The organism is Nocardioides flavus (ex Wang et al. 2016) (genome assembly GCF_014653115.1).
GTDB lineage: Bacteria > Actinomycetota > Actinomycetes > Propionibacteriales > Nocardioidaceae > Nocardioides > Nocardioides flavus.
The window spans coordinates 153,847-175,770 of sequence record NZ_BNAD01000006.1 but is presented as its reverse complement, the minus strand read 5'-3'; the positions used below and the strand labels follow the sequence as shown (position 1 = coordinate 175,770).

Sequence of the window (21,924 nt, the reverse complement as noted above, 5' to 3'; positions counted from 1 at the left end):
TAGAGTGAGGAGGTGACCGCTGCCCGTGACCCGTTCCCGCTCGCGCTCGGCGTCGCCACGGCGTCCTACCAGATCGAGGGAGCGGTCCGCGAGGACGGCCGCGGGCCGTCGATCTGGGACACGTTCTCCGCCGAGCCCGGTCGTGTCCGCGGCGGCGACGACGGCGTGGACGCCTGCGACTCCTACCACCGCGTCGACGACGACATCGCCCTCGTCGAGGGTCTCGGCGTCGACGCCTACCGCTTCTCCGTGGCGTGGCCGCGCGTCCTCCCCGAGGGCCGGGGTCGCGTCGAGACGCGCGGTCTCGACCACTACGAGCGTCTGGTCGACGGGCTGCTCGCCGCCGGCGTCGAGCCCGTGGCCACGCTCTACCACTGGGACCTGCCGCAGGTGCTCGAGGACGAGGGCGGCTGGCTCGCGCGCAGCACCGCCGAGGCCTTCGTCGAGTACGCCGGGGTGGTCCACGAGCGCCTGGGCGACCGGGTGACGTCGTGGGCGACCCACAACGAGCCGTGGTGCGCGGCCTACCTCGGCTACGCCGCAGGCGTCCACGCACCGGGCCGCCGCGAGGCCGGGGCCGGGCACCGCGCCGCCCACCACCTCATGCTGGGGCACGCCTGGACGCGCCGGGCGCTGCCGGGCGCGCACCTCGGCATCGTGCTCAACCTCGCCCCGGTCTGGCCGGAGTCGCCCGACGCGGCGGACGTGGCCGACGGCGTCGACGCGATCCGCAACCGGGTGTGGCTCGACCCGCTGGTCGACGGCGCGTACGACGAGCGGCTGCTCGCGATCGCGCCGGAGCTCACCGACCCCGGCCTCGTCCGACCGGGCGACCTCGAGGCGATGAAGGGCTCCGCCGACTGGATCGGGATCAACTACTACACGCCGATCCGTCCCGCGCGCAGGGCCGATGGTGGTGAGCCCCATCCGGAGCAGGGCGCCTACCCCGGAGTCGAGGGGCTCGACCTCGTCGTGCGCGGGCCGCGCACGGACATCGGCTGGGAGATCGAGCCCCGCGGCCTCGAGGAGCTGTTGGTCGAGACCCACCGTCGCACCGGTCTCCCTCTGGTGGTCACCGAGAACGGCGCGGCCTGTGCCGACGACCAGGTCGTCGACGGACGGGTGGACGACACGGACCGCATCGACTACCTGCGCGACCACCTGGGGGCCGTGGAGCGGGCTCGCCGCGCCGGCGCCGACGTGCGCGGCTACTTCGTGTGGACCCTCCTCGACAACTTCGAGTGGGCCGAGGGGTACGCCAAGACGTTCGGGCTGGTGCACGTCGACCGGTCCTCCCCGTCTCTCACGCGGACGCCCAAGGCGTCGTACCACTGGTTCGCCGAGCAGGTGGCGGCCCCGGCCCGGGGGCGCGGGGCCGCCGGGCTGCTCAGCCCTTGACGCTGCCGGCCAGCAGTCCTCGTACGAAGTAGCGCTGGAGCGACAGGAACACGATCAGCGGGATCACCAGCGACACGAACGCACCCGCCGACAGCAGGTGCCAGTCCTCGCCGCGCTGGCCCGCCAGTGCTGCCAGGCGCACCGTCAGCGGCGAGACCGACGGGTTGCCCCCGGCGAACACGAGCGCGACCAGCAGGTCGTTCCACACCCACAGGAACTGGAAGATGCCGAACGCCGCGATGGCCGGCGTCATCAGCGGGAGCATGATCCTCGAGAAGATCTGCACGTGCCCGGCGCCGTCGACGCGGGCCGACTCGATCAGCTCCCCGGGGATCTCCCGCATGAAGTTGTGGAGCAGGAAGATCGCCAGCGGCAGCGCGAAGATCGTGTGGGACAGCCACACGGTGTAGAAGCCGCCGCCCGGTGCGTCGTTGCCCGAGAGCGGCATCAGGTTGAACGGCGGGTCCACGTAGAGGCGCAGGAGCGGGATCATCGTGACCTGGATCGGGACGATCTGCAGCGCGAAGACCGCGACGAAGAGCGTGTCGCGACCGCGGAACGGGATCCAGGCGAAGGCGTACGCCGCCATCACCGCGAGGCTGATCGGGATCAGCACCGAGGGGATCGTGATGACGAACGAGTTGATGAGGTAGGTCGCCAGGTCGATGTCGGCGCCGCTGATGACCTGTCGGTAGGAGTCCAGCGTGAACTGCGGGTCGGTGACGACGTTCCACCAGCCGTTGGTCTTGACCTCCGACTCCGGGCGGAACGAGGACACGAACAGGCCGAAGGTGGGCAGCGTCCACAGCACGGCGATGACGATCGCCGCGGCCGAGGCCCAGCGACCCGACAGGCTCTCCCGGGCGGCGGTGCTGGCGCTCTTGCGCGGTCCGGGGGTGACGCCGGTCGGGGGCGCCGTGGGTGTCGTGGTGGTCATCGTGCCTCCAGGCGACGCATCTGTCGGATGTTGTAGACGACGATCGGCGTCACCAGGACGAAGATCAGCGTCGCGAGTGCCGCGCCGAGGCCGAAGTTGAACGACCGGAAGCTCTGCACGTAGAACTCGTAGGCCAGCACGCTCGTGCCGAACTGCCCACCCGTGGCGGTGCGGACGATGTCGAAGACCTTGAGCGTGGTGATGCTGATCGTCGTGAGCACGACGATCAGCGACGGCCGGATGCTCGGCACCGTGATGTAGCGGAAGAGCTTGAGGCCGTTGACGCCGTCGAGACGCGCCGCCTCGACGATGTCGTCGGGGATCGCCTTGATCGCCGCGGACAGGATCGTCATCGCGAAGCCCGCCTGCACCCAGACGATGATCACGATCAGGAAGAGCGTGTTCCACGGCTCGGTGAGCAGGAAGCGGTAGGTGTCGAAGCCGGCGGCCTTGAGCAGGCCGTTGAGCACACCGAGCTGCGCCTGCTCGCTGGCCTTGTAGTCGTAGACGAACTTCCAGATGATCGAGGCGCCGACGAGCGAGATCGCCATCGGCAGGAAGATCAGCGCCTTCGCGGACTTCTCGAAGCGCGAGCGGTCGATCAGCACGGCGTAGACGAGCCCGATGCCGGTGGCCAGCAACGGGGTGAGCACGACCCACACCGCGGTGTTCTGCAGCACCTGGAGCAGGTCGTTGCTGGTGAAGATCTGGCGGTAGTTGTCGAGGCCGACGAAGTTCTCCCCGTCGCCTCCCACGATCGGCTCGTAGGCGGAGCCGAAGAACGACTGGTAGACGGTGCGTGCCGCCGGGTAGAGCAGGCCGACGGCGATGAGCAGCAGGGACGGCGCGATGAACGCGGCGGCCTGCACCCGCTCACCGCTGCGCGAGCGCAGCTTGGTGGTGAGCAGCAGGATCGTGCCCATCACCGCGAAGAACAGCACGACGGCGATCGACATCTGGATGAGCTTGTCGGTGGATGTCATCCGGACCTCCTCGGTCGGGAGAGAGGCAACGGGGCGCCCGGGCAGTGGCCCGAGCGCCCCGTCCGCCTGGTCAGCTCGGCCAGGAGTCCTCGATGTTGTCGAGGGTGGCCTGGGTCTCGGCACCCGTGATCCAGTTGGTCATCTCCGACCAGAACGAGCCGGCACCCACGGCACCGGGCATCTGGTCAGAGCCGTCGAAGCGGAAGACCGCCTCGGGGTCCTGCAGGATCTCCGCCGACAGCTGGTCGATCGGGCTCTTGAGGTTCGCGATGTCGAGCCCGGTGTTGGCGCTCACCCAGCCGCCCGGGGTGGCGATGGCCTTCTCGTTGGCCCACACGTCGGAGGACAGGTAGGTCTGGAAGGCCTGGACCTCCGGCTCGTCCGAGAACGCCGCCACGAACTCGCCACCGCCGAGGACCGGCGTGCCGAACTCGTCGCTGGTGGTCGGCAGGTAGAACGCGAAGACGTCTCCGGTCTCCGACACGTCGGTGCCCTCGGGCCACTGCGCGGCGTAGAAGGAGGCCTGGCGGTGCAGCGCGCACTCGCCGTCGAGGATGGGCAGGCCACCCTCCTGGAAGGCGGTGGTCGCGATCGACTTCACGTCGCCGATGCCGCCGTTGACGTAGTCGGGGTTCTTGAGGATCTCGCCGACGCGGTCGAGGGAGTCGACGATGGCGGGGTCGTTGAACGGGATCTCGTGGTTGACCCACTGGTCGTAGACGTCGGGGCCGGCCTCGCGCAGGACGACGTCCTCGAGCCAGTCGGTGGTCGGCCAGCCGGTGGCGTCACCGGACTCGATGCCGGCGCACCACGGCTTGGTGCCGGACTCGGCGATCTGGTCCGACAGCGCGATCATGTCGTCCCACGTCTCGGGGACCTCCCAGCCGTTCTCCTCGAACTGGCCGGGGGAGTACCACACGAAGGACTTCACGTTGGCGCCGAGCGGGGCGGCGTAGAAAGTGTCGTCGACGGTGCCGTAGGCCTTCCAGTCCTCGCCGAACCACTCGTCGACGTTCTCGGAGACCGAGTCGGGCGCCGGCACGACGGCGTCGGTGTCGCGCACCAGCGTCTGGAGGAGGCCGGGCTGCGGGATGTAGGCGATGTCGGGGGCGTTGCCACCCTGGACGCGGACGACGAGCTGGGCCTCGAACTCCGAGGAGCCCTCGTAGGCCACCGTGGCGCCCGTGCACTCCTCGAAGACCTGGTAGGACTCCTTGTGGACGGCGTCCTCCGGCGCGATGATCGAGGTGTAGACGCTCACCTCGCGGCCGCTGAGGTCGCCGAACTGCTCGAGGTCGGCGCACTCCTCGCGGCCGGCACCGGGTGCGGTGCCACCGGCTTCGTTGCTGCCGCCGTCGCCACCGTCGTCGGCGCACGCGGCGAGTCCGAGTCCGGACATCGCCACGACGGCGATCGTCGCGATGCCCCTTCGGGTCCGAATGTTTCTCATGTCGCGGTTTCCCTCTCCTCTGGGTCCGGCCGTGGCGGGATCTGGCCCGAGTCGGCCCGCGGCCTGGTCGGCCGCCCTGGTGTGACAGCCGTCACGAAAGATGAAAACGTTTGCGGCGGGGTTCGTCAACGCTGGTCTAGGTCACGGTTGCGTAACTGTGCCCAGTCGGCGACCGCCGGTGACCGGCCGTACGACGTGCCGCTAGGGTGTGCACCGTGTGACCCGCATCACGTGGGTCGCCCACCCACCCCTTCCACCACGGATCGTCCGGCACGTACCTGCCGGTGAAGGAGCACACGATGGCATCAGTGACGTTCGAGAAGGCGCAGCGCTGGTATCCCGGCGCCGACGAGCCGGCCGTGCCCGGCATCAGCCTCGAGATCAAGGACGGCGAGTTCATGGTCCTCGTCGGACCCTCGGGCTGCGGCAAGTCCACCACCCTGCGCATGCTCGCGGGCCTCGAGGAGGTCAACGACGGGAAGATCTACATCGGCGACCGCGACGTCACCAACGTCCCGCCGAAGGACCGCGACATCGCGATGGTCTTCCAGAACTACGCGCTCTACCCGCACATGTCGGTCGAGGAGAACATGGCGTTCTCCCTCAAGATGGCCAAGGTCCCCGCGGCTGAGCGCAAGGAGCGCGTCGCCAAGGCGGCCGAGATCCTCCAGCTCACCGAGTACCTCCAGCGCAAGCCCAAGGCCCTGTCCGGCGGCCAGCGCCAGCGCGTCGCGATGGGCCGCGCGATCGTCCGCGCCCCGCAGGTCTTCTGCATGGACGAGCCGCTGTCCAATCTCGACGCCAAGATGCGTGTCGCGACCCGTACGGACATCGCCCGGCTGCAGCAGGACCTCGGCGTCACGACGGTCTACGTCACCCACGACCAGGTCGAGGCGATGACGATGGGTGACCGCGTCGCGGTGATGAAGCTCGGCGTGCTGCAGCAGGTCGACACCCCGCTCAAGCTCTACGACAAGCCGGCCAACCTGTTCGTCGCCGGCTTCATCGGCTCCCCGCAGATGAACCTGATGGAGGGCGTCGCCGTCGACGGCGAGGTCAAGATCGGCAAGTACACCGTGCCGGTCGACCCGACCGCCGAGCGCAAGATGTCGGGCAACGTCACCATCGGCGTGCGCCCGGAGAACTGGCGCCTGGTCTCCGCCGAGGAGGGCGGGCTGCCGGTGCGGGTGACGGTCGTCGAGGAGCTCGGCGCCGACAGCTTCGTCTACGGCACGTCCGACGTCGAGGGCACCCCGTCCAACGTGATCGTCCGCGTGAGCGGTCGCCACCACCCGCAGAAGGGCGAGACGCTCTACGTCACGACCGACCCGGCGCACGTCCACGTGTTCGACACCGACTCCGGCGAGCGCCTCTCGGACTGACCAGCACCCGCCGCAGGCGCGCGACCCCGGGCTCGACCGGCGGCCGCGCGCCTGCCGGGGCGTGAGGACGACATGACCCTGTCGACCGACCCGCACGACGTGGGCTTCGAGGCCCGCCTCGCCGACCTGGAACCCGACCTGCTCGCCACCCTGGGGCGCGTCTACGGACCCGGTGCGGCGCCCGGCGTCGCGCGTACGCTCGTGCAGGTCGCCCGCACCGCGCACGACGCGCGCCCCGACGACCTGCGTGCGCTCGACCAGCAGCGACTGCGCGAGCCGGACTGGTTCCAGCGGCCCTCGATGGTGGGCTACGCGGCGTACGCCGACCGGTTCGCCGGGACGCTGCGCGGCGTCGGCGAGCGGGCGGCGTACCTCCGCGACCTCGGGGTGGGCTACCTGCACCTGATGCCGCTGCTCACGCCGCGACCGCCTCCCAACGACGGCGGTTACGCCGTCATGGACTACCGGTCCGTGCGGCCCGACCTCGGCACGGTCGAGGACCTGCGCGAGCTGACGAACGTCCTGCGCGCCGACGGCATCAGCCTGTGCCTGGACCTCGTGCTCAACCACGTCGCGCGCGAGCACGCCTGGGCCGCCGCCGCCCGGGCCGGGGACGCCGAGAAGCGGGCCTGGTTCCACGTGCACCCCGACCGGGAGGTGCCCGACGCCTACGAGGCCAGCCTCCCGGAGGTGTTCCCCGACTTCGCTCCCGGCAACTTCACCTGGGACCCAGAGCTCGACGGCTGGGTCTGGACGACCTTCAACGACTACCAGTGGGACCTGGACTGGTCGAACCCGGCGGTGCTCTGCGAGTTCGCCGACATCATCCTGTCGCTGGCCAACCTCGGGGTGGAGGTGTTCCGGCTCGACGCGATCGCCTTCATCTGGAAGCGCCTGGGCACCAGCTGTCAGAACGAGCCCGAGGTGCACGACCTCACCCGGGCCCTGCGCACGGTCGCGCGCATCGCTGCTCCCGCGGTGCTCTTCAAGGCCGAGGCGATCGTCGGCCCGGCCGACCTGCCGGCCTACCTGGGCGTCGGCGAGCACGCCGGCAGGGTCAGCGACCTGGCCTACCACAACGGCCTGATGGTGCAGATCTGGTCGATGCTGGCCTCCGCCGACGCCCGGCTGGCGACCCACGCGCTGCAGCAGCTGCCGCAGCCGCCGTCGACGACGGCGTGGATCACCTACGCCCGCTGCCACGACGACATCGGGTGGGCGATCGCCGACGAGGACGCGCGGGCGGTGGGCCTGGACCCCGCGGCCCACCGGCGCTTCCTCTCGGACTGGTACTCCGGGGCCTTCCCCGGGTCCTGGGCGCGCGGGCTGGTCTTCCAGCACAACGAGCAGACCGGCGACCGACGCATCTCGGGCTCGCTGGCCTCCCTCGCCGGCCTCGAGGCCGGCGACCCGGGCGCCGTCGCGCGCATCCTGCTGGCCCACGCGATCATCCTCGGCTTCGGCGGCCTGCCCGTGCTCTGGATGGGCGACGAGCTCGGCCTGCTCAACGACGCCGGGTGGGCCGACGACCCCGCCCATGCAGCCGACAACCGGTGGGTGCACCGCCCGCGCATGCCGTGGGACGCCGCCGGCCCCGACGCTCCCGACCCGCACGGCATCACCTCCGGCCTGCGCCACCTCCTCGACGTACGACGTGGACTGCCGCACCTGCACGCGGCCTCGCCCACCGAGGTCTGGGACCCCCGCGACGACGGCGTCCTGCTCGTCGTGCGGCGCCACCCCGACGGCCCGCTGCTGGGCGCCTACAACGTCAGCGGGCGGGAGGCCTGGGTGGCCGCCGACGTGCTGCACTGGCTCGGTCTGCACGACGACCGGCTGGTCGACGCCCTGACCGGCCTGGCGCCGCAGCTCCACGACGGCGCGGTGCGCCTGGACCCGTACGCCGCGGCGTGGCTCCACCTCGGGGCGGGTGCCGCCCGGGACTGACCGGTCCCCGGACGCAGCGGGGCCCCGGGAGCGACTGCTCCCGGGGCCCCGCGTTCCGCGCCGACCAGCGGGGTCGGACACCGGGGGAGGCGTGAGCCTCAGGTGGCGGAGGACTCCGCGCTCGGCTTCACCTCGTCCTGCTCCTTGCCGACCTCCTCGGCCTTGGCCATCGCGTTGCCGCCGGGGATGATGCCGGCGTTGTCGGCGTCGATGGTGAGGTTCTCGCCCGTGGCCGGGTCGAAGAGGTGGATCTTGCGGGCGTCGACCCAGATCGTGGCCTCGTCGCCCTCGCTGATCCGGCTGGCGCCGTCGAGCGAGACCACCAGCTGCGTGCGCAGCGACTCGCCGTCGAGGTCCTTCTCGAGCTGGGCGAGCTGCTTGCGCACCTCGTCGGGTGCCTCGAACGGGATGTAGGCGTACGCCTCGTTGCCGAGCCACTCGACCACGTCGACCGTGGCCTTGAAGGTCGCCTCGTCGGTGACCTTGTCGCTGTCGACCACGCTGGCGTCCTCGAAGTGCTCGGGGCGGATGCCGGCGATGAGCAGGTCCTTGCCCTGGGCCTTCGCAGCCCGATCCTCGGGGATCGTCACCGTGCCGAAGGGCAGCTCGACGCGGTTGCCGTCGACCTTCGCCGGGAGGAAGTTCATCGGCGGGGAGCCGATGAAGCCCGCGACGAAGAGGTTGGCCGGGTTCTCGTAGAGCTCGCGCGGCGTCGCGTGCTGCTGCAGCACCCCCCGCTTGAGCACCGCGACCCGGTCGCCGAGCGTCATCGCCTCGGTCTGGTCGTGCGTGACGTAGACGGTGGTGATGCCCAGACGCTTCTGAAGCCGCGAGATCTCCGTGCGCATCTGCCCGCGGAGCTTGGCGTCGAGGTTGGACAGCGGCTCGTCGAAGAGGAACGCCTCGGCGTCGCGCACGATCGCCCGGCCCATCGCGACCCGTTGGCGCTGGCCGCCCGACAGGTTGCCGGGCTTGCGCTCGAGGTGCTCGTCGAGCTCGAGGGTCTTCGACGCCTCGCGCACCTTCTCGTCGACCTCGGAGTCGGACTTGCCCGCCAGTCGCAGCGGGAACGCGATGTTCTCGTAGACGGTGAGGTGGGGGTAGAGGGCGTAGTTCTGGAAGACCATCGACAGGTTGCGCTCGCGCGGGGCGAGGTCGTTGACCTTCTTCCCGCCGATGACCATGTCGCCGTCGGTGATGTCCTCCAGTCCCACGATCATGCGCAGCAGCGTCGACTTCCCGCAGCCCGAGGGCCCGACGAGGATCAGGAACTCGCCGTCCTCCACGTCGATGCTCACGTCGTTGACGGCCGGGAAGCCGTCGCCGTACTGCTTGACGATGTTCTTCATCTCGATGGCAGCCATGTCGGCTTCACCCCTTCACTGCGCCGGAGGTGAGGCCGGCGACGATCTTGCGCTGGAACAGCAGGACAATGACGATGATGGGGACGGTGACGACCACGGACGCGGTCGCCAGCTGTCCGTACGGCGGGTTGAACGGGTCAGGCCCCACGAAGTAGGACAGCTGGGCGGGCACCGTCCGAGAGCCCGTGGTCGACGTCAACGAGATCGCGAGCACGAACTCGTTCCAGGCGAAGAAGAAGGTCAGGATCGCCGCGGTGAACACACCGGGTGCGGCGAGCGGGACGATCACCTTGCGGAACGCCTGCCAAGACGTGGCGCCGTCGACCTGGGCCGCCTGCTCCATCTCCCACGGGATCTCCCGGAAGAAAGCCGTCAGGGTCCAGATCGCCAGCGGCAGCGTGAACGACATGTAGGGGATGACCAGGCCGGGCCAGGTGTTGAAGAGCCCGAACGTGCGCCACATGTCGAACAGCGGGCCGACCAGCGAGACCACCGGGAACATCGCGATGGCCAGCGCCAGTGAGAGCACCAGCCGCTTGCCCTTGAACTCCAGCCGGGCGATGGCGTACGCCGCGAGGGTGGCGAACACCACGGCCAGGAAGGTCGCGATGAGCGCGATCCCGAAGGAGTTGCGCAGGGCGGCGAGGAAGTCGCCGTTGGACAGGATGTCGCGGTAGTTGTCGAGTGTCGGGTCCTTGGGGAGGAACTGCGGGCTGCCGCCGGCCGTCTCCTCCACCGACTTGAAGGACAGCGAGATGATCCAGACCACGGGCAGGAGGCACCAGACCATGATCAGCACGAAACCGATCCAGGTGCCGATGTTGTTGCGCTGCTTCATCAGCCTTCACCCCTCGCCTGGGCCAGGTCGACCCGGAACAGCTTCACGATCAGCCACGCCAGCAGCAGCACGCTGAGGAACAGCAGGACCGACAGCGCGGAGCCGACTCCCAGCTGGACCTGCTCGATGACCTGGCGGTAGGTCAGGAAGGAGACCGACTCGGTCTCCTGGGCTCCACGCGTCATCACGAAGATGTTGTCGAAGATGCGGTAGGCGTCGAGCGCGCGGAACAGGACGGCGACCATGATCGCGGCCCGCATGTTGGGCAGGATCACCTTCCACAGGCGCTGCCACCAGGTGGCGCCGTCGACCTTGGCGGCCTCGAGCATGTCCTCGCTGACCTGGGAGAGACCGGCGAGCAGGAGCAGCGCCATGAACGGCGTCGTCTTCCAGATCTCGGAGACCATGATCGCGAACATCGCCGGCCAGTGGTCGCCGAACCAGTTGAAGTTGTCCTCGACGAACGGCAGCCACGAGTTCACGAAGCCGTTGTTGAGGCTGAAGGCGAACTGCCAAGCGAAGGCCGAGACCACGGTGATGATGCCGTAGGGGATCAGGATCGAGGTCCGGATCACCCCGCGCGCGAAGATCACGCGGTGCATCACCATTGCGAAGGCGAAGCCGATCACGAGCTCCACCGCGACGGTGACGACCATGATCAGGACCGTGTTCCACATGTCCTGCCAGAACAGGCTGTCGGTCAGCACCGTGGAGTAGTTGGCGAGGCCGACGAACTCCCGGTCGTCGGGAGCGGTGAGGCGGTAGTTGAACAGCGACAGGTAGAGCGCCTGCAGCATCGGCCACGCCGTGACCAGGAGCATCAGCACCACGGCCGGGGCGACGAGCTTCTGCCCGAGGCGGTTCTCTGCCTTGGACCGGTCCGAGGCCCTGTCCGCGACCTTGGTGTCCGCCGGAGGGCGGGAGAGGGTGGTCGTCACAGCAGTCTCCTTCCCTGGAGCACGTCCTCGATGAACTGCGCGGACTGCTCGGGCGTCTGCTCATCGACGCTCGACGGTGGATGCCAGGTGCTCTGGATGGCACCGGAGATGTCGCTCCAGTAGGGCGACAGCGTGCGTGGCGCGGCTGCTTCCAGGCTCTCCTGGAAGAGATCGATCAGCTCGGGCGGGAAGAGCTCCTTCACCGCCTCCTGGTCGTAGCCGGCCGGGCTGGAGGGCATGTTGCCCGTCTTCTCCGCGTTGACGGCCTGGCTCTCCGGGCTCGTCAGGCACTCGAGCGCCTGGACGGCGAGTTCCTTCTCGTCGGAGAAGGCGCTGACGCCGATGCCGATGCCGCCGTAGGGCGGGCGCGACTCCTCGCCCTCGACCGTGCGTGGGTAGCGGGCGAACCCGATGTCGTCGCCGAGCCGGTCGTCGCCGTAGTTGCCCCAGATGTAGGTCCAGTTGACGAGGAAGGACCCGGCGTCGCTGCCGAAGGTGGTGCCGGCGGTGCCCTCGTTGGACACCGAGATGTCCGCAGGAGCGGCCTCTGACGAGGCCAGCTTCTCGATCACCTCGGCCGCGGCCTGTCCGGCCTCGGAGTCGATGGTGATGTCGGCCTCGTTGCCGGCCTCGGTGTTCTCGGCGATCTGGCCTCCGGCGCCCGTGATGAGCGCGTTGACCCAGACGCTGTAGCCCTCGTACTTGTTGGCCTGGACGCCGATCTTGCCGTCGTTCTGGTCGGCGGCCTCGATGATCTGGTCCCACGTGACGGGCTGGGACATGTCGAGGTCGGTCTGGTCGACGAAGGACTTGCGGTACCAGAGGACCTGCGTGTTCGACCAGAACGGGGCCACCACCAGCTGGTCCTCCCACGTCGCCGCGGTCACGGCGCTCTCGAAGGCCTGCTCGCTGAACTTCTGCTGGAGGTCCTGCGGGATCTCGGCGAGGTATCCGGCCGCCGCGAACTCGGCGGTGAACGGGGGGTCGAGCGACATCAGGTCGATCCCGGCGTCGCCCGCGGCCAGGCGGCGGGCCAGCTGGATGCGCTGCTGACCGGCGTCCTGGGGGAGCACCTGCGTCGTGATCGTGTAGTCGTCGGTGGAGCAGTCCTCGGCGACGGCGTCCTGGCCTCCGGCGTCGGGGTTGATGTACCAGACGAGCTCGGGCGTGCCCGAGTCGCCGCCGCACGCGGCCAGCAACCCGCTCGCGAGGGCGAGCGCGGCAACCGGTGCCACCCGCCGCCGTCCTCCTCTGGGCCGGCCTCGTTGCCGGATCGACGGTGCTCGTGACATCCGCGCCCCTCCTCGTCTCTAGTTTGTCTGTCTGGTCTAGTGGTCCCCCGCAGGGTTTGGCAACATTCATCCCATTCCAACGGGTGTTCACGAAAAGGGGTTCGATGACGGTCTGGCGGGCCCCCGGGCGCATCAACCTGGTCGGTGAGCACACCGACTACAACGACGGCTTCGTGCTGCCCTTCGCGCTCGAGGTGGGGTGCACCGCGGTCGTGGACACCGCGCCCGCGGGGTCGGACGGCTGGACGGTGCGCTCGGCGCAGCAGCCCGAGCCCGTCGTCGTACGCCGCTCCGGGCTGTCGTCGGCGCCGGACGTTCCCGAGTGGTCGCGCTACGTGCTCGGCGCCCTGTGGCTGCTCACCGACCGGGGCGTGGACGTCCCGGCGCTCGACATCGTCGTGGACTCCGACGTGCCGACGGGTGCGGGGCTGTCGTCCTCGGCCGCGCTCGTGTGCTCGGTCGCCCGCGCCCTCGACGACCACCTCGACCTCGGCCTCGACGACGACGCGCTGTTCGCCCTGACCCGCGACGTCGAGAACGACGCGGTCGGCGCGCCGACCGGAGGGATGGACCAGCTCGTCAGCCTGCGCGGGGAGGCAGGCCATGCCCTGTTCTGCGACATGCGCAGCCACGAGACCCGCTCGGTGCCGCTCGACCTGGCCGCCCACGGGCTCACGGTGCTGGTCACCGACACGCGCGCGCCCCACAAGCACTCCGACGGCGAGTACGGCGCGCGTCGCCGCGGGTGCGAGGAGGCGGCGCGACTGCTCGGCGTCCCCGCGCTGCGCGACGTCGCCGCCGGCGACCTCGACGACGCCCTGCGCCGCCTCGACGACGACGAGCTGCGCCGCTACGTGCGGCACGTCGTCACCGAGGACGAGCGGGTGCTGTCGGTCGTGCGGCTCCTCGACGAGGGACGTCTGCCGGAGATCGGCCCGGCCCTCACCGCCTCGCACGTCTCGATGCGCGACGACTTCCGGATCACCGTGCCGGAGGTCGACACGGCCGTCGACGCCCTCCACGAGGCCGGCGCGCTGGGTGCGCGGATGACCGGCGGGGGCTTCGGTGGCTGCGTGATCGGCCTGCTGCCGGACGAGTCCGTCGGCGCGGCCGGCGACGCCGTGCGCGCCGCTTTCGCCGACGCCGGCTTCGGCGAGCCGTCGCTCTTCACCGCCGCTCCGGCGCCCGGCGCCCGCGCAGTTTCCCCGGGTACCCGGGGAAACTGAAGCCTCACCCTCGAAACCTCGCGGGGGAAGCTCGAGGATCCCCGGGTACCCGGGGATCGCGACGGCTCAGGACGCCCGGTCGGCGGTGCGCGCGATCGCCTCGACGAACGTCCCGAACAGCTCGGGCGGCAGGTCGTGGCCCATCCCGTCGACCGTGAGGAGCTCGGCGCCGGGGATGGCGGCCGCGGTCGAGCGTCCACCGCTGACGTGGACCATCTTGTCCGCCGTCCCGTGGATGACCAGCGCGGGCACGCGCAGGCTCCGCAGCCGCGGGGTGCGGTCGTCCTGGGTCAGGATGGCCAGCATCTGGCGTACCGCCCCGCTGGCGCTCACCCCGCGGTCGAACGTCGCCTCCGCGCGCGTGCGGAGCGCGTCGGGGTCGGAGGCGTAGGCCGCCGAGCCGATCAGCGACCACATGGCGAGGCTGGTCTCGACGTACGCCTCCCGCCCTGCCTTGCGGGGCGCGATCAGCCGGGGGAGCAGGGAGGGGTGCTGCCAGCCGACCGTACGGCGCCCCGTCGTGGAGCTGATGCTGGTCAGCGACCGCACCCGGGTGGTGTGCTCGACGGCGACGGTCTGCGCGATCATCCCGCCCATCGAGACCCCCACGAGGTGTGCGGAGGGGAGTCCGAGGTGGTCGAGCAGGGCGACGGCGTCGCCTGCCAGGTCCGACATCGAGTACGGCGCGTTGGCCCGGCCGGTCGCGAAGGCCTTGACCAGCTGGTCGGGACGGGCCGGTGCGGCGATGCGCGAGGACCGGCCGGTGTCGCGGTTGTCGTAGCGCACGACGTGGAAGCCGGCCGACGCGAGCTGCTCGCAGAAGGCCTGGTCCCACCACGTCATCGGTCCGCTGAGGCCCATCACGAGCAGCAGCGGCTCCCCATCGGGGTCCCCGAAGGTCTGGTAGCAGAGCTCGACCTCGTTGCCGACGGGGGCGAACAGCTCCGCCGAGACGGCAGGCGCCTCGGACGTGACACGGCGTGGGGACATGCCCCCAGTGAACACGACGACCATCCCCACAATCACGCAACCTGGGCCGCATCCCCCGTTCCACGCGGGTTCTGGGCTATGTTCGATGATTGTGACGCAGCGCACAGTGGCAGCATTCCTGACCCCGGAGGGCTTCTCGCAGCCCGCGGTGTCGGCCGTGCTGCGCGAGGGATCGCTGGTCGCCGAGGCCGGACGCTACGCCGCGCACGCCCTCACCTCGCGCGGCGCGCGCCGCCGTACGCCGCTCGGCTCGCGACCCGTACGGGTGGGCGAGCCGGTGCTGCTCGTGCCGGGGTTCCTGGCGGGCGACTCCTCGCTCGCCCCGATGAGCCGGTCCCTGCGCCACCAGGGCTTCCGCACCTACCGCGCCGACATCCGCGCCAACGTCGGCTGCACCCTCGGCGCGGCGGCCCAGCTCGAGGAACGGCTCGAGGAGATCGCGCAGCGACGCGGCGCGCGGGTGCGGATCGTGGGCCACAGCCTCGGCGGGATGCTGGCCCGTGGTGTCGCCGCGCGGCGTCCCGACCTGGTCGCCGGCATCGTCACGATGGGCAGCCCGATGCTCGCACCTGGCGCGCACCACGCGTCGCTGGCGCGCAGCGTGGACCTGCTGGTGCGGCTCAACCGTGCCGGGATGCGGCGCCTGATGGCCGAGGACTGCGTCGCCGGGCAGTGCGCGCAGGAGAGCTTCGAGCAGGCGCGGGCGGTCCTGCCCGACGACGTCGACTTCACCGCGATCTTCTCCCGGCGCGACGGCATCGTCGACTGGCGCGCGTGCATCGATCCCGCCGCCGTCGCGGTGGAGGTGCGCTCCTCGCACGTGGGCATGGCGTTCGACCCGGCCGTCATCACCGCCGTGTCGGCGGCCCTGCGACCGCGGCCTGTCGCCTCAGCTGTCGAAGTCGATCGAGGACAGAGCGCGTAGCTTCGAGAGCCGGTGGTCGGCGGTGATCGAGCGCACCGTGCCGCTGCGCGAGCGCATCACGAGCGAGTGGGTCGTGACACGCTCCCCGTGGTAGCGCACGCCGCGCATGAGCTCGCCGTCGGTGATTCCGGTGGCCACGAAGAACGCGTCGTCGCCGGTCACGAGGTCGTCGGTGCCGAGCACGACGTCCGGGTCGAGGTCGTGGCCGGCGTCCAGCGCGCGCTGGCGCTCCTCGTCGTCCTGCGGCCACAGCTGGCCCTGGATCGTGCCGCCGATGCACTTCATCGCGCACGCGGTGATGATGCCCTCCGGCGTGCCGCCGATGCCGAGCATCAGGTCGACGCCGGTGTCGGGACGAGCCGCCATGATCGCGCCGGCGACGTCGCCGTCGGTGATGAACTTGATGCGGGCGCCGGTCTCGCGGATCTCCTCCACGAGGCGCGCGTGGCGCGGCCGGTCGAGCAGCACGACCGTGACGTCGTGGACCGAGAGGCCCTTGGCGTGGGCGACGCGGGCGATGTTCTCCTTGGCCGGCAGCCGGATGTCGACGACGTCGGCGGCCTCGGGGCCGGTGGCCAGCTTGTCCATGTAGAACACCGCGCTGGGGTCGTACATGGCGCCGCGGGGCGCGACCGCGAGCACCGAGATGGCGTTGCTCATGCCCTTGGCGGTCAGCGTGGTGCCGTCGATCGGGTCGACCGCCACGTCGCACTCCGCGCCCGTGCCGTCGCCGACCTCCTCGCCGTTGTAGAGCATCGGGGCGTTGTCCTTCTCGCCCTCGCCGATCACCACGGTGCCGCGCATCTCGACCGTGGAGATCATCTCGCGCATGGCCTCCACGGCCACGCCGTCCGCGTCGTTCTTGTCGCCTCGCCCGACCCAGCGGCCTGCAGCCATGGCGGCCGCCTCGGTGACACGCACGAGCTCGAGGGCGAGGTTGCGTTCGGGCTTCGGGGCGAGCTGGGAGGAGGTGGCGCTCATGGCGCGCATGCTATCCGCGCGCCGCGTAGCGGCTCACCGCGGTCGCCTTCGCCGACAGCCACACCTCCCGGCCCGGCACCAGGCCCAGCTCGGTGGCAGCCGCGGGGGTGAGGTCGGCCAGCAGGTCGGGGGAGGCGTGGACCAGCAGGCGTACGGCGTCGCCGTGCGGAGCGAGGGACGCGACCTGCCCGTGCCAGCGCAGCCGCGTCGACCCCTCGGGCTCGTGGAGCGAGACCACCACCGCGTCCGGGGGGAAGGCGATCAGCTGCTCGCCCTCGGCCACGGCGACGAGGTTGAGGCCGACGAGGCGCGCCACGTGGGGCGTGCGCGGCTCGGCGGCGACCTCGGCCGGCGGGCCGACCTGCGCGACCCGGCCCTCGTCGAGGACGAGCACGCGGTCGGCCAGGGTGAGCGCGTCGATGGCGTCGTGGGTCACGAGGAGCGCGACGCCGGGGAAGTCGCGCAGGTGCCGTCCGAGCTCGATCCGCAGCGCCATCTGCGCCGACACGTCGAGCCCGGCGAACGGCTCGTCGAGCAGGAGCACGTCCGGCTCGGTGGCCAGCGCGCGGGCGATCGCGACCCGCTGGGCCTGGCCGCCCGACAGCTCGCGGGGGCGTCGTTCGGCGAGGTCGCCGATGCCGAAGCGCTCGAGCCACTCGCGTGCCGTACGGTCGGCGTCCCGTCGGGCACGTCCGCGGGCGCGCGGTCCGAACGCGACGTTGTCGAGCGCCGAGAGGTGCGGGAAGAGGCTCTGGTCCTGGAAGACGTAGCCGACCCGGCGCTCCGGCACCGCGAGGTCGGACCAGTCGCGACCGTCCACCACGACCCGGCCGGGCTCCAGCCCCGCGATGACCCTCATCAGGCTCGACTTGCCCGCCCCGTTGGGGCCGATCACGACCAGCACCTCGCCCGCCTCGGCCGTCAGCCCCGCCCGGACCCTGCCGGGCAGGTCGGCCTCCACGTGCATCACCGGGCGACCGCCCAGCGCTCGCGGAGGAGCACCAGCACCGCGACGGAGAGCACGAGCAGGAGCAGGCTCAGGGTCCGGGCGACGGCGGGGTCGCTGTTGAGGGCGACGTAGATCAGGCTGGGCATGGTCTGGGTGGTCCCCGGGTAGTTGCCGGCGAAGGTGATGGTCGCCCCGAACTCGCCGAGGCTGCGCGCCCAGGCGAGGGCACTGCCCGCCAGGATCCCCGGCAGGGCCAGTGGCAGCGTGACGCGCCGGAACGCGGTCCACCGGTCGGCGCCCAGAGTGGCGGCCACGACGTCGTACGCTGTGCCGTGCGTGCGCAGGGCGCCCTCGACGGCCAGGACGTAGAACGGCAGCGAGACGAAGGTGTGCGCGAGCACGACGCCCGACAGCGTGTAGGGGATCGAGAACGGGAGGTGCTGCCCGACCAGGCCGCTGCGTCCGAGCGCGGTGACGAGGGCGACGCCGGCCACGACGGGTGGCAGCACGAGGGGGACCAGCACGAGCGCGCGCACGACACCGCGACCGCGGAAGTCGACGCGGGCCAGGAGCCACGCGAGCGGGGTCCCGAGGACGACGCACCCGACGACGGTGAGCAGGCTGCTGAGGGCGGTGATGCCCAGCGCCTCGCGCACGACCTCAGAGCCGAGGTGGTCGGGCAGGGTGCGCCAGGGCGTGTCGAGCACCAGCGTCGCCAGCGGGACCACCAGCAGCGCCACGCCGATCGCCGCCGGCACGAGCAGGACCGTGGGTGCCCGGCCCAGGCGGGGCCCGGTCACTCGCGCACGATCCCGCCGAAGCCGGCCTCGGTGAAGATCTCGAGGGCCTCGTCGCTGCGCACGAGGGTGACGAACTCCGCGGCCAGGTCGGCGCGCTCCGCGTCGTCCCCGGCGAGAGGGGCGATGAAGTAGGTGGTGGCGTAGGCGGACGCGTCCTCGTCCGTGACGGGGATCTGCTCGACGTCGTCGTCCACCGCGACCGCGTCCGTGCGGTAGACGAGGCCCGCGTCGGCCTCGCCCTGGACGACGCGGGCCAGCACGGCCTTGACGTCGACCTCCTCGCTCGCCGGAGCGGCGGTGACGCCCTCCTCGGTCAGGGCGGCGGCTGCGACCGCGCCGCACGGGGCGGTGGCGGCGCACACGACGTAGTCGACGCCCGGGTCGTCGAGGTCGGCCCAGGACTGCAGCCCGGCGGGATTGTCGGGAGGTGTGACGAGGGTGATCCGGTTGCTGGCGAAGGCGTCCGCGGCCTGCGCCAGGGCGTTGCCGTCCTCGGCGAGCGCCATGGACGTCTCGTCGGCGGTCGCCAGGACGTCGCCCGGCGCGCCGTCGACCGCCTGCTCGGCGAGCGTGGTCGACGAGCCCAGGACGACCTCGACCTCGACCCCCGGGTGCTCCTCCTCGAAGACCGCGGCCAGCTCGGTGAAGGTCTCGCTCAGGCTGGCCGCGGCGAGCACCGTCAGGGTCCGCTCCTCGTCGTCACCTCCGCAGGCCGCGAGGGGCAGGACGAGCGCGAGTGCGGCGAGCCGCCTCACCGCGGCACCTCCACCACGACGTTGGTGGACTTCACGCTGGCGATCGCCCGTACGCCGGGCTCGAGGCCGAGCTCGTCGGCGGCGTCGCTGCTCATCAGGGACACCACGCGATAGGGACCGCAGATCATCTCGACCTGGGCCATCACGTGGTCGCGCTTGACCCGGGTGACGATGCCGCTCATCCGGTTGCGGGCGCTGACGGTGCCGGCTCGGGTGCGGTCGCGCTCCGCCTCCTCGCCCGACTCGACCAGGTGCTCGGCGAACTCGGCCAGGTCCGGGCCGGTGACCGTCGCCCGTCCCTCGGTGCGCCGCGCCGGCAGGCGGCCGGCGTCGACCCAGCGGCGTACGGTGTCGTCGCTGACGGCCAGGATCTCGGCAGCCTCCGCCAGTCGGTAGGTGATCACGGTGCGAGTATGCCGCACTTGCGGTCGACAAGCCTCGTTTGGTCCGCACGTGCGGTTCTTCGGGTCCGGGCGTCCTGCCGCTGTGACGCCGGGTTGCTGCTTGTAGGCACCCCGTTGCATGGGGGCGGCAACAAGCACCAACCCGGCGTTACAGCGCTGGGGGTGGGCTGGGATGATGGGGCACGTGAGTGCGCAGGGACAGCCGGGCCGGTACACGCGCTCGTTCAGCGGGATGACCGGCGCCCTCATCGTCACCGTCATCGTCGTGCTGGCGTTCGTGACGTGGCGCGGGCTCTTCCGCACCGACGTCGACGACACCCCGGTCGCGGTCGACTGGCAGGAGAGCGTCGAGCTCGCCGAGCAGGCCGACCTCGAGGTGGTCCACCCGCGCGAGCTCCCCGCCGGCTGGATCGCCACGAGCGTCGACCTGTCCGCGGGCGACGACCCGCGCTGGGGCATGGGCGTGCTCACCGACGAGGGTCGCTTCGTCGGCATCCGGCAGCAGGACACGTCCGTCGACGACCTGGTCGAGGTCTACGTCGACGAGGAGGCCGAGGCCGGCGAGGACGCGACCGTGAGCTCCGGGGTCGGCGACACCTGGCAGACGTGGAGCGACGAGGGCGGCGACCGGGGCTACTCGACGGAGCTGGGTGACGAGGCCCTCCTCGTCTACGGCTCCGCCCCGGCCGAGGACATCGAGACCTTCCTGGGGCTGCTCACTCGCTGATCGTCGGACGCCGGAGCCGGTCCGTCTGCCGTGGCGGTGGACCCACCTTCCGGGGCTGCGGACTGTGGGTGGATCACCGATGACGGGGGTCGTACGGAGCACTCAGTCGTCGGACTCGGTGCCCATCGCCTCGTCGAGTCGCTTGCGGGCGCCGTCGAGCCACTGCTGGCAGACCTTCGCCAGCGCCTCGCCTCGCTCCCACAGCGCGAGGGACTCCTCGAGGGTCGTCCCACCGGCCTCGAGGGTGCGTACGACCTCGATGAGCTCCTCGCGGGCCTCCTCGTAGGTCAGCTCGTCAGGGGCGACGTCAGGGGTGGCGTCAGTCATCGGGGTCCTCCTCGACCAGGGTGGCCGTCTCGACTCGGTCGGTGGTGGCATGGATGCGGCCGTCCGCGACCCGTACGGACACCGCGGCACCGGCGCTCGTCTGGACCACCGACGTGACCACGTGGCCGTCGGCGTCCTGGAGCACGGCGTAGCCGCGGCGCAGCGTGGCGAGCGGCGACAGCGCCTGGGCGCGGGCGCGCTGGTGGCCGATGTCGTCGGCGGCGCGGTCGAGGCGGTGCCCGAGCGTGCGCCGGGCGCGGGCGAGCAGGTCGTCGAGCTCGTCGGAGCGGACGGAGAGCAGGTTGCGCGGGTCGGCCATGGCGGGGCGCGAGCGGACCTGCGCCAGCCACTCCTGCTCGCGGGCCACCCGCTGGGTGATCACCTGGCGCAGTCGCTCGCGCGCCCACGTCACGCCGGCCAGCTCCTCGGCCATGTCGGGCACGACGAGCTTGGCGGCGTCGGTGGGGGTCGAGGCGCGCACGTCGGCGACGAGGTCGAGCAGCGGCTGGTCGGGCTCGTGGCCGATGGCGGACACCACGGGCGTACGCATGGCGTGCACCGCGCGGACCAGGGCCTCGTCGGAGAACGGCAGCAGGTCCTCGATCGAGCCGCCCCCGCGGGCGATGACGACGACGTCGACCTCGACGTGGCGCTCGAGCCGGTCGAGCGCCTCCATCACCTCGGCGGCGGACCGGGTGCCCTGCATCGCGGCGTAGGCGACCTCGAAGCGCACGGCAGGCCAGCGGCGGCGCGCGTTCTCGAGGACGTCGCGCTCGGCGGCGCTGTTGGGAGCCGTCACCAGGCCGACCCGTCCGGGCAGGAACGGCAGGTCGCGCTTGAGCTCGGCGGCGAACAGCCCCTCGGCGGCGAGCAGCTGGCGCCGGCGCTCGAGCCGGGCGAGGAGCTCGCCGAGGCCGACCATCCGGATCTCGCGAGCGGCCAGGGAGAACGAGCCGCGGTTGGCGTAGAAGCTCGGCCGCGCGTGGACGACGACGCTCGCGCCCTCGACGAGGGGCGGGTTCATCGAGTCGACCAGGGAGCGGGGGCAGGTGAGGGTCACCGAGATGTCGGCGACGGTGTCGCGCAGCGTCATGAAGACCGTCTGCATGCCGGGGCGGCGGTTGACCTGGGCGATCTGCCCCTCGATCCACACGGCCCCGAGCTTGTCGATCCACTGCGAGACGGCGTTGGCGACGGCCCGCACAGGGGCCGGGGACTCGGCCGTGGCGTCGCGGAGGGTGGGCACGCCGCGAGGATAGGGGAGGGGTCGGACACGGGACCGCACGCGGGCTGGCGCGGCCCGTAGACTCG

At 71.3% G+C, this 21,924-nt stretch carries 21 protein-coding genes and 1 pseudogene; 6 read left to right on the top strand and 16 right to left on the bottom strand.

Going from position 1 to position 21,924, the window contains the following annotated elements; translation table 11 throughout:
- Window positions 1-12: 12 nt before the first annotated feature.
- Entirely contained in the window at window positions 13-1,398 is a 1,386-nt protein-coding gene (locus IE200_RS12700) for a GH1 family beta-glucosidase (RefSeq protein ID WP_191279846.1), read from the top strand.
- Here the strand turns inward: IE200_RS12700 and IE200_RS12695 are convergent.
- From IE200_RS12695 to IE200_RS12685, 3 genes are all read right to left on the bottom strand, one after another.
- Window positions 1,388-2,335 (bottom strand): carbohydrate ABC transporter permease, encoded by a 948-nt coding sequence (locus IE200_RS12695; RefSeq protein WP_191279845.1) that lies wholly within the window; start codon window positions 2,333-2,335, stop codon window positions 1,388-1,390. The genes IE200_RS12700 and IE200_RS12695 overlap by 11 nt on opposite strands.
- Window positions 2,332-3,318: a carbohydrate ABC transporter permease gene (locus IE200_RS12690; protein ID WP_191279844.1), complete on the bottom strand. Its 987-nt coding sequence runs from the start codon at window positions 3,316-3,318 to the stop codon at window positions 2,332-2,334. Before IE200_RS12690 ends, IE200_RS12695 begins: the two co-directional genes overlap by 4 nt.
- Window positions 3,319-3,388: 70 nt before the next feature.
- A complete protein-coding gene (locus IE200_RS12685) occupies window positions 3,389-4,717 on the bottom strand; it encodes an ABC transporter substrate-binding protein (RefSeq protein WP_229856486.1) in 1,329 nt (442 codons plus the stop codon).
- A 350-nt stretch (window positions 4,718-5,067) separates the two neighbouring features.
- Between IE200_RS12685 and IE200_RS12680 the strand changes: the two genes are divergently transcribed.
- On the top strand, window positions 5,068-6,150 hold the full coding sequence (locus IE200_RS12680; RefSeq protein WP_191279842.1) for an ABC transporter ATP-binding protein: 1,083 nt from the start codon (window positions 5,068-5,070) through the stop codon (window positions 6,148-6,150).
- A 72-nt stretch (window positions 6,151-6,222) separates the two neighbouring features.
- A complete protein-coding gene (locus IE200_RS12675; protein ID WP_191279841.1) occupies window positions 6,223-8,097 on the top strand; it encodes an alpha-amylase family protein in 1,875 nt (624 codons plus the stop codon).
- A gap of 98 nt (window positions 8,098-8,195) precedes the next feature.
- On the opposite strand, the gene IE200_RS12670 is transcribed toward IE200_RS12675, so the two are convergent.
- From IE200_RS12670 to IE200_RS12655, 4 genes are read right to left on the bottom strand one after another with little or no spacing between them, the layout of a single operon-like run.
- Entirely contained in the window at window positions 8,196-9,461 is a 1,266-nt protein-coding gene (locus IE200_RS12670) for an ABC transporter ATP-binding protein (RefSeq protein WP_191279840.1), read from the bottom strand.
- Window positions 9,462-9,468: 7 nt separating this feature from the next.
- Entirely contained in the window at window positions 9,469-10,299 is an 831-nt protein-coding gene (locus IE200_RS12665) for a carbohydrate ABC transporter permease (RefSeq protein WP_191279839.1), read from the bottom strand.
- Entirely contained in the window at window positions 10,299-11,237 is a 939-nt protein-coding gene (locus tag IE200_RS12660) for a carbohydrate ABC transporter permease (protein ID WP_191279838.1), read from the bottom strand. Before IE200_RS12660 ends, IE200_RS12665 begins: the two co-directional genes overlap by 1 nt.
- Window positions 11,234-12,472, bottom strand: coding sequence for an extracellular solute-binding protein (locus IE200_RS12655; protein WP_229856467.1), 1,239 nt, complete (start codon window positions 12,470-12,472; stop codon window positions 11,234-11,236). Before IE200_RS12655 ends, IE200_RS12660 begins: the two co-directional genes overlap by 4 nt.
- On the opposite strand from IE200_RS12655, the gene galK reads away from it, so the two are divergent.
- Window positions 12,466-13,755, top strand: a complete 1,290-nt coding sequence (gene galK / locus IE200_RS12650) for a galactokinase (protein WP_308433004.1) — start codon at window positions 12,466-12,468, stop codon at window positions 13,753-13,755. The two genes, IE200_RS12655 and galK, sit on opposite strands and share 7 nt — an antisense overlap.
- Before the next feature lie 66 nt (window positions 13,756-13,821).
- Here the strand turns inward: galK and IE200_RS12645 are convergent, their stop codons facing one another.
- Entirely contained in the window at window positions 13,822-14,745 is a 924-nt protein-coding gene (locus IE200_RS12645; RefSeq protein ID WP_191279835.1) for an alpha/beta fold hydrolase, read from the bottom strand.
- Window positions 14,746-14,836: 91 nt separating this feature from the next.
- On the opposite strand from IE200_RS12645, the gene IE200_RS12640 reads away from it, so the two are divergent.
- Window positions 14,837-15,670: an esterase/lipase family protein gene (locus tag IE200_RS12640; RefSeq protein WP_191279834.1), complete on the top strand. Its 834-nt coding sequence runs from the start codon at window positions 14,837-14,839 to the stop codon at window positions 15,668-15,670.
- On the opposite strand, the gene glpX is transcribed toward IE200_RS12640, so the two are convergent.
- From glpX to IE200_RS12615, 6 genes and pseudogenes are all read right to left on the bottom strand, one after another.
- Window positions 15,635-16,651, bottom strand: coding sequence for a class II fructose-bisphosphatase (glpX, locus tag IE200_RS12635; RefSeq protein ID WP_191279833.1), 1,017 nt, complete (start codon window positions 16,649-16,651; stop codon window positions 15,635-15,637). The two genes, IE200_RS12640 and glpX, sit on opposite strands and share 36 nt — an antisense overlap.
- A gap of 10 nt (window positions 16,652-16,661) precedes the next feature.
- The gene (locus IE200_RS21270) at window positions 16,662-17,147 is read right to left on the bottom strand and encodes a TOBE domain-containing protein (protein ID WP_456237856.1); all 486 of its coding nucleotides are present in this window, start codon (window positions 17,145-17,147) and stop codon (window positions 16,662-16,664) included.
- A gap of 33 nt (window positions 17,148-17,180) precedes the next feature.
- Window positions 17,181-17,576: pseudogene (locus IE200_RS21265) on the bottom strand (ATP-binding cassette domain-containing protein); the annotation flags it as partial.
- A 41-nt stretch (window positions 17,577-17,617) separates the two neighbouring features.
- Window positions 17,618-18,400 carry a molybdate ABC transporter permease subunit gene (modB, locus tag IE200_RS12625; protein ID WP_191279832.1) on the bottom strand — a complete coding sequence of 261 codons (783 nt, stop codon included), beginning with the start codon at window positions 18,398-18,400 and terminating at the stop codon, window positions 17,618-17,620.
- Window positions 18,397-19,155: a molybdate ABC transporter substrate-binding protein gene (gene modA / locus IE200_RS12620; RefSeq protein WP_191279831.1), complete on the bottom strand. Its 759-nt coding sequence runs from the start codon at window positions 19,153-19,155 to the stop codon at window positions 18,397-18,399. Before modA ends, modB begins: the two co-directional genes overlap by 4 nt.
- Window positions 19,152-19,559, bottom strand: coding sequence for a TOBE domain-containing protein (locus IE200_RS12615; RefSeq protein WP_229856466.1), 408 nt, complete (start codon window positions 19,557-19,559; stop codon window positions 19,152-19,154). Before IE200_RS12615 ends, modA begins: the two co-directional genes overlap by 4 nt.
- 184 nt (window positions 19,560-19,743) lie before the next feature.
- Between IE200_RS12615 and IE200_RS12610 the strand changes: the two genes are divergently transcribed.
- Window positions 19,744-20,286, top strand: a complete 543-nt coding sequence (locus IE200_RS12610; RefSeq protein WP_191279829.1) for a DUF4245 domain-containing protein — start codon at window positions 19,744-19,746, stop codon at window positions 20,284-20,286.
- Window positions 20,287-20,388: 102 nt separating this feature from the next.
- Here the strand turns inward: IE200_RS12610 and IE200_RS12605 are convergent, their stop codons facing one another.
- Both IE200_RS12605 and xseA read right to left on the bottom strand, forming a co-directional pair.
- Entirely contained in the window at window positions 20,389-20,613 is a 225-nt protein-coding gene (locus IE200_RS12605) for an exodeoxyribonuclease VII small subunit (RefSeq protein ID WP_191279828.1), read from the bottom strand.
- Window positions 20,606-21,859, bottom strand: a complete 1,254-nt coding sequence (gene xseA, locus IE200_RS12600; RefSeq protein ID WP_229856465.1) for an exodeoxyribonuclease VII large subunit — start codon at window positions 21,857-21,859, stop codon at window positions 20,606-20,608. Before xseA ends, IE200_RS12605 begins: the two co-directional genes overlap by 8 nt.
- Between the last annotated feature and the right edge of the window lie 65 nt (window positions 21,860-21,924).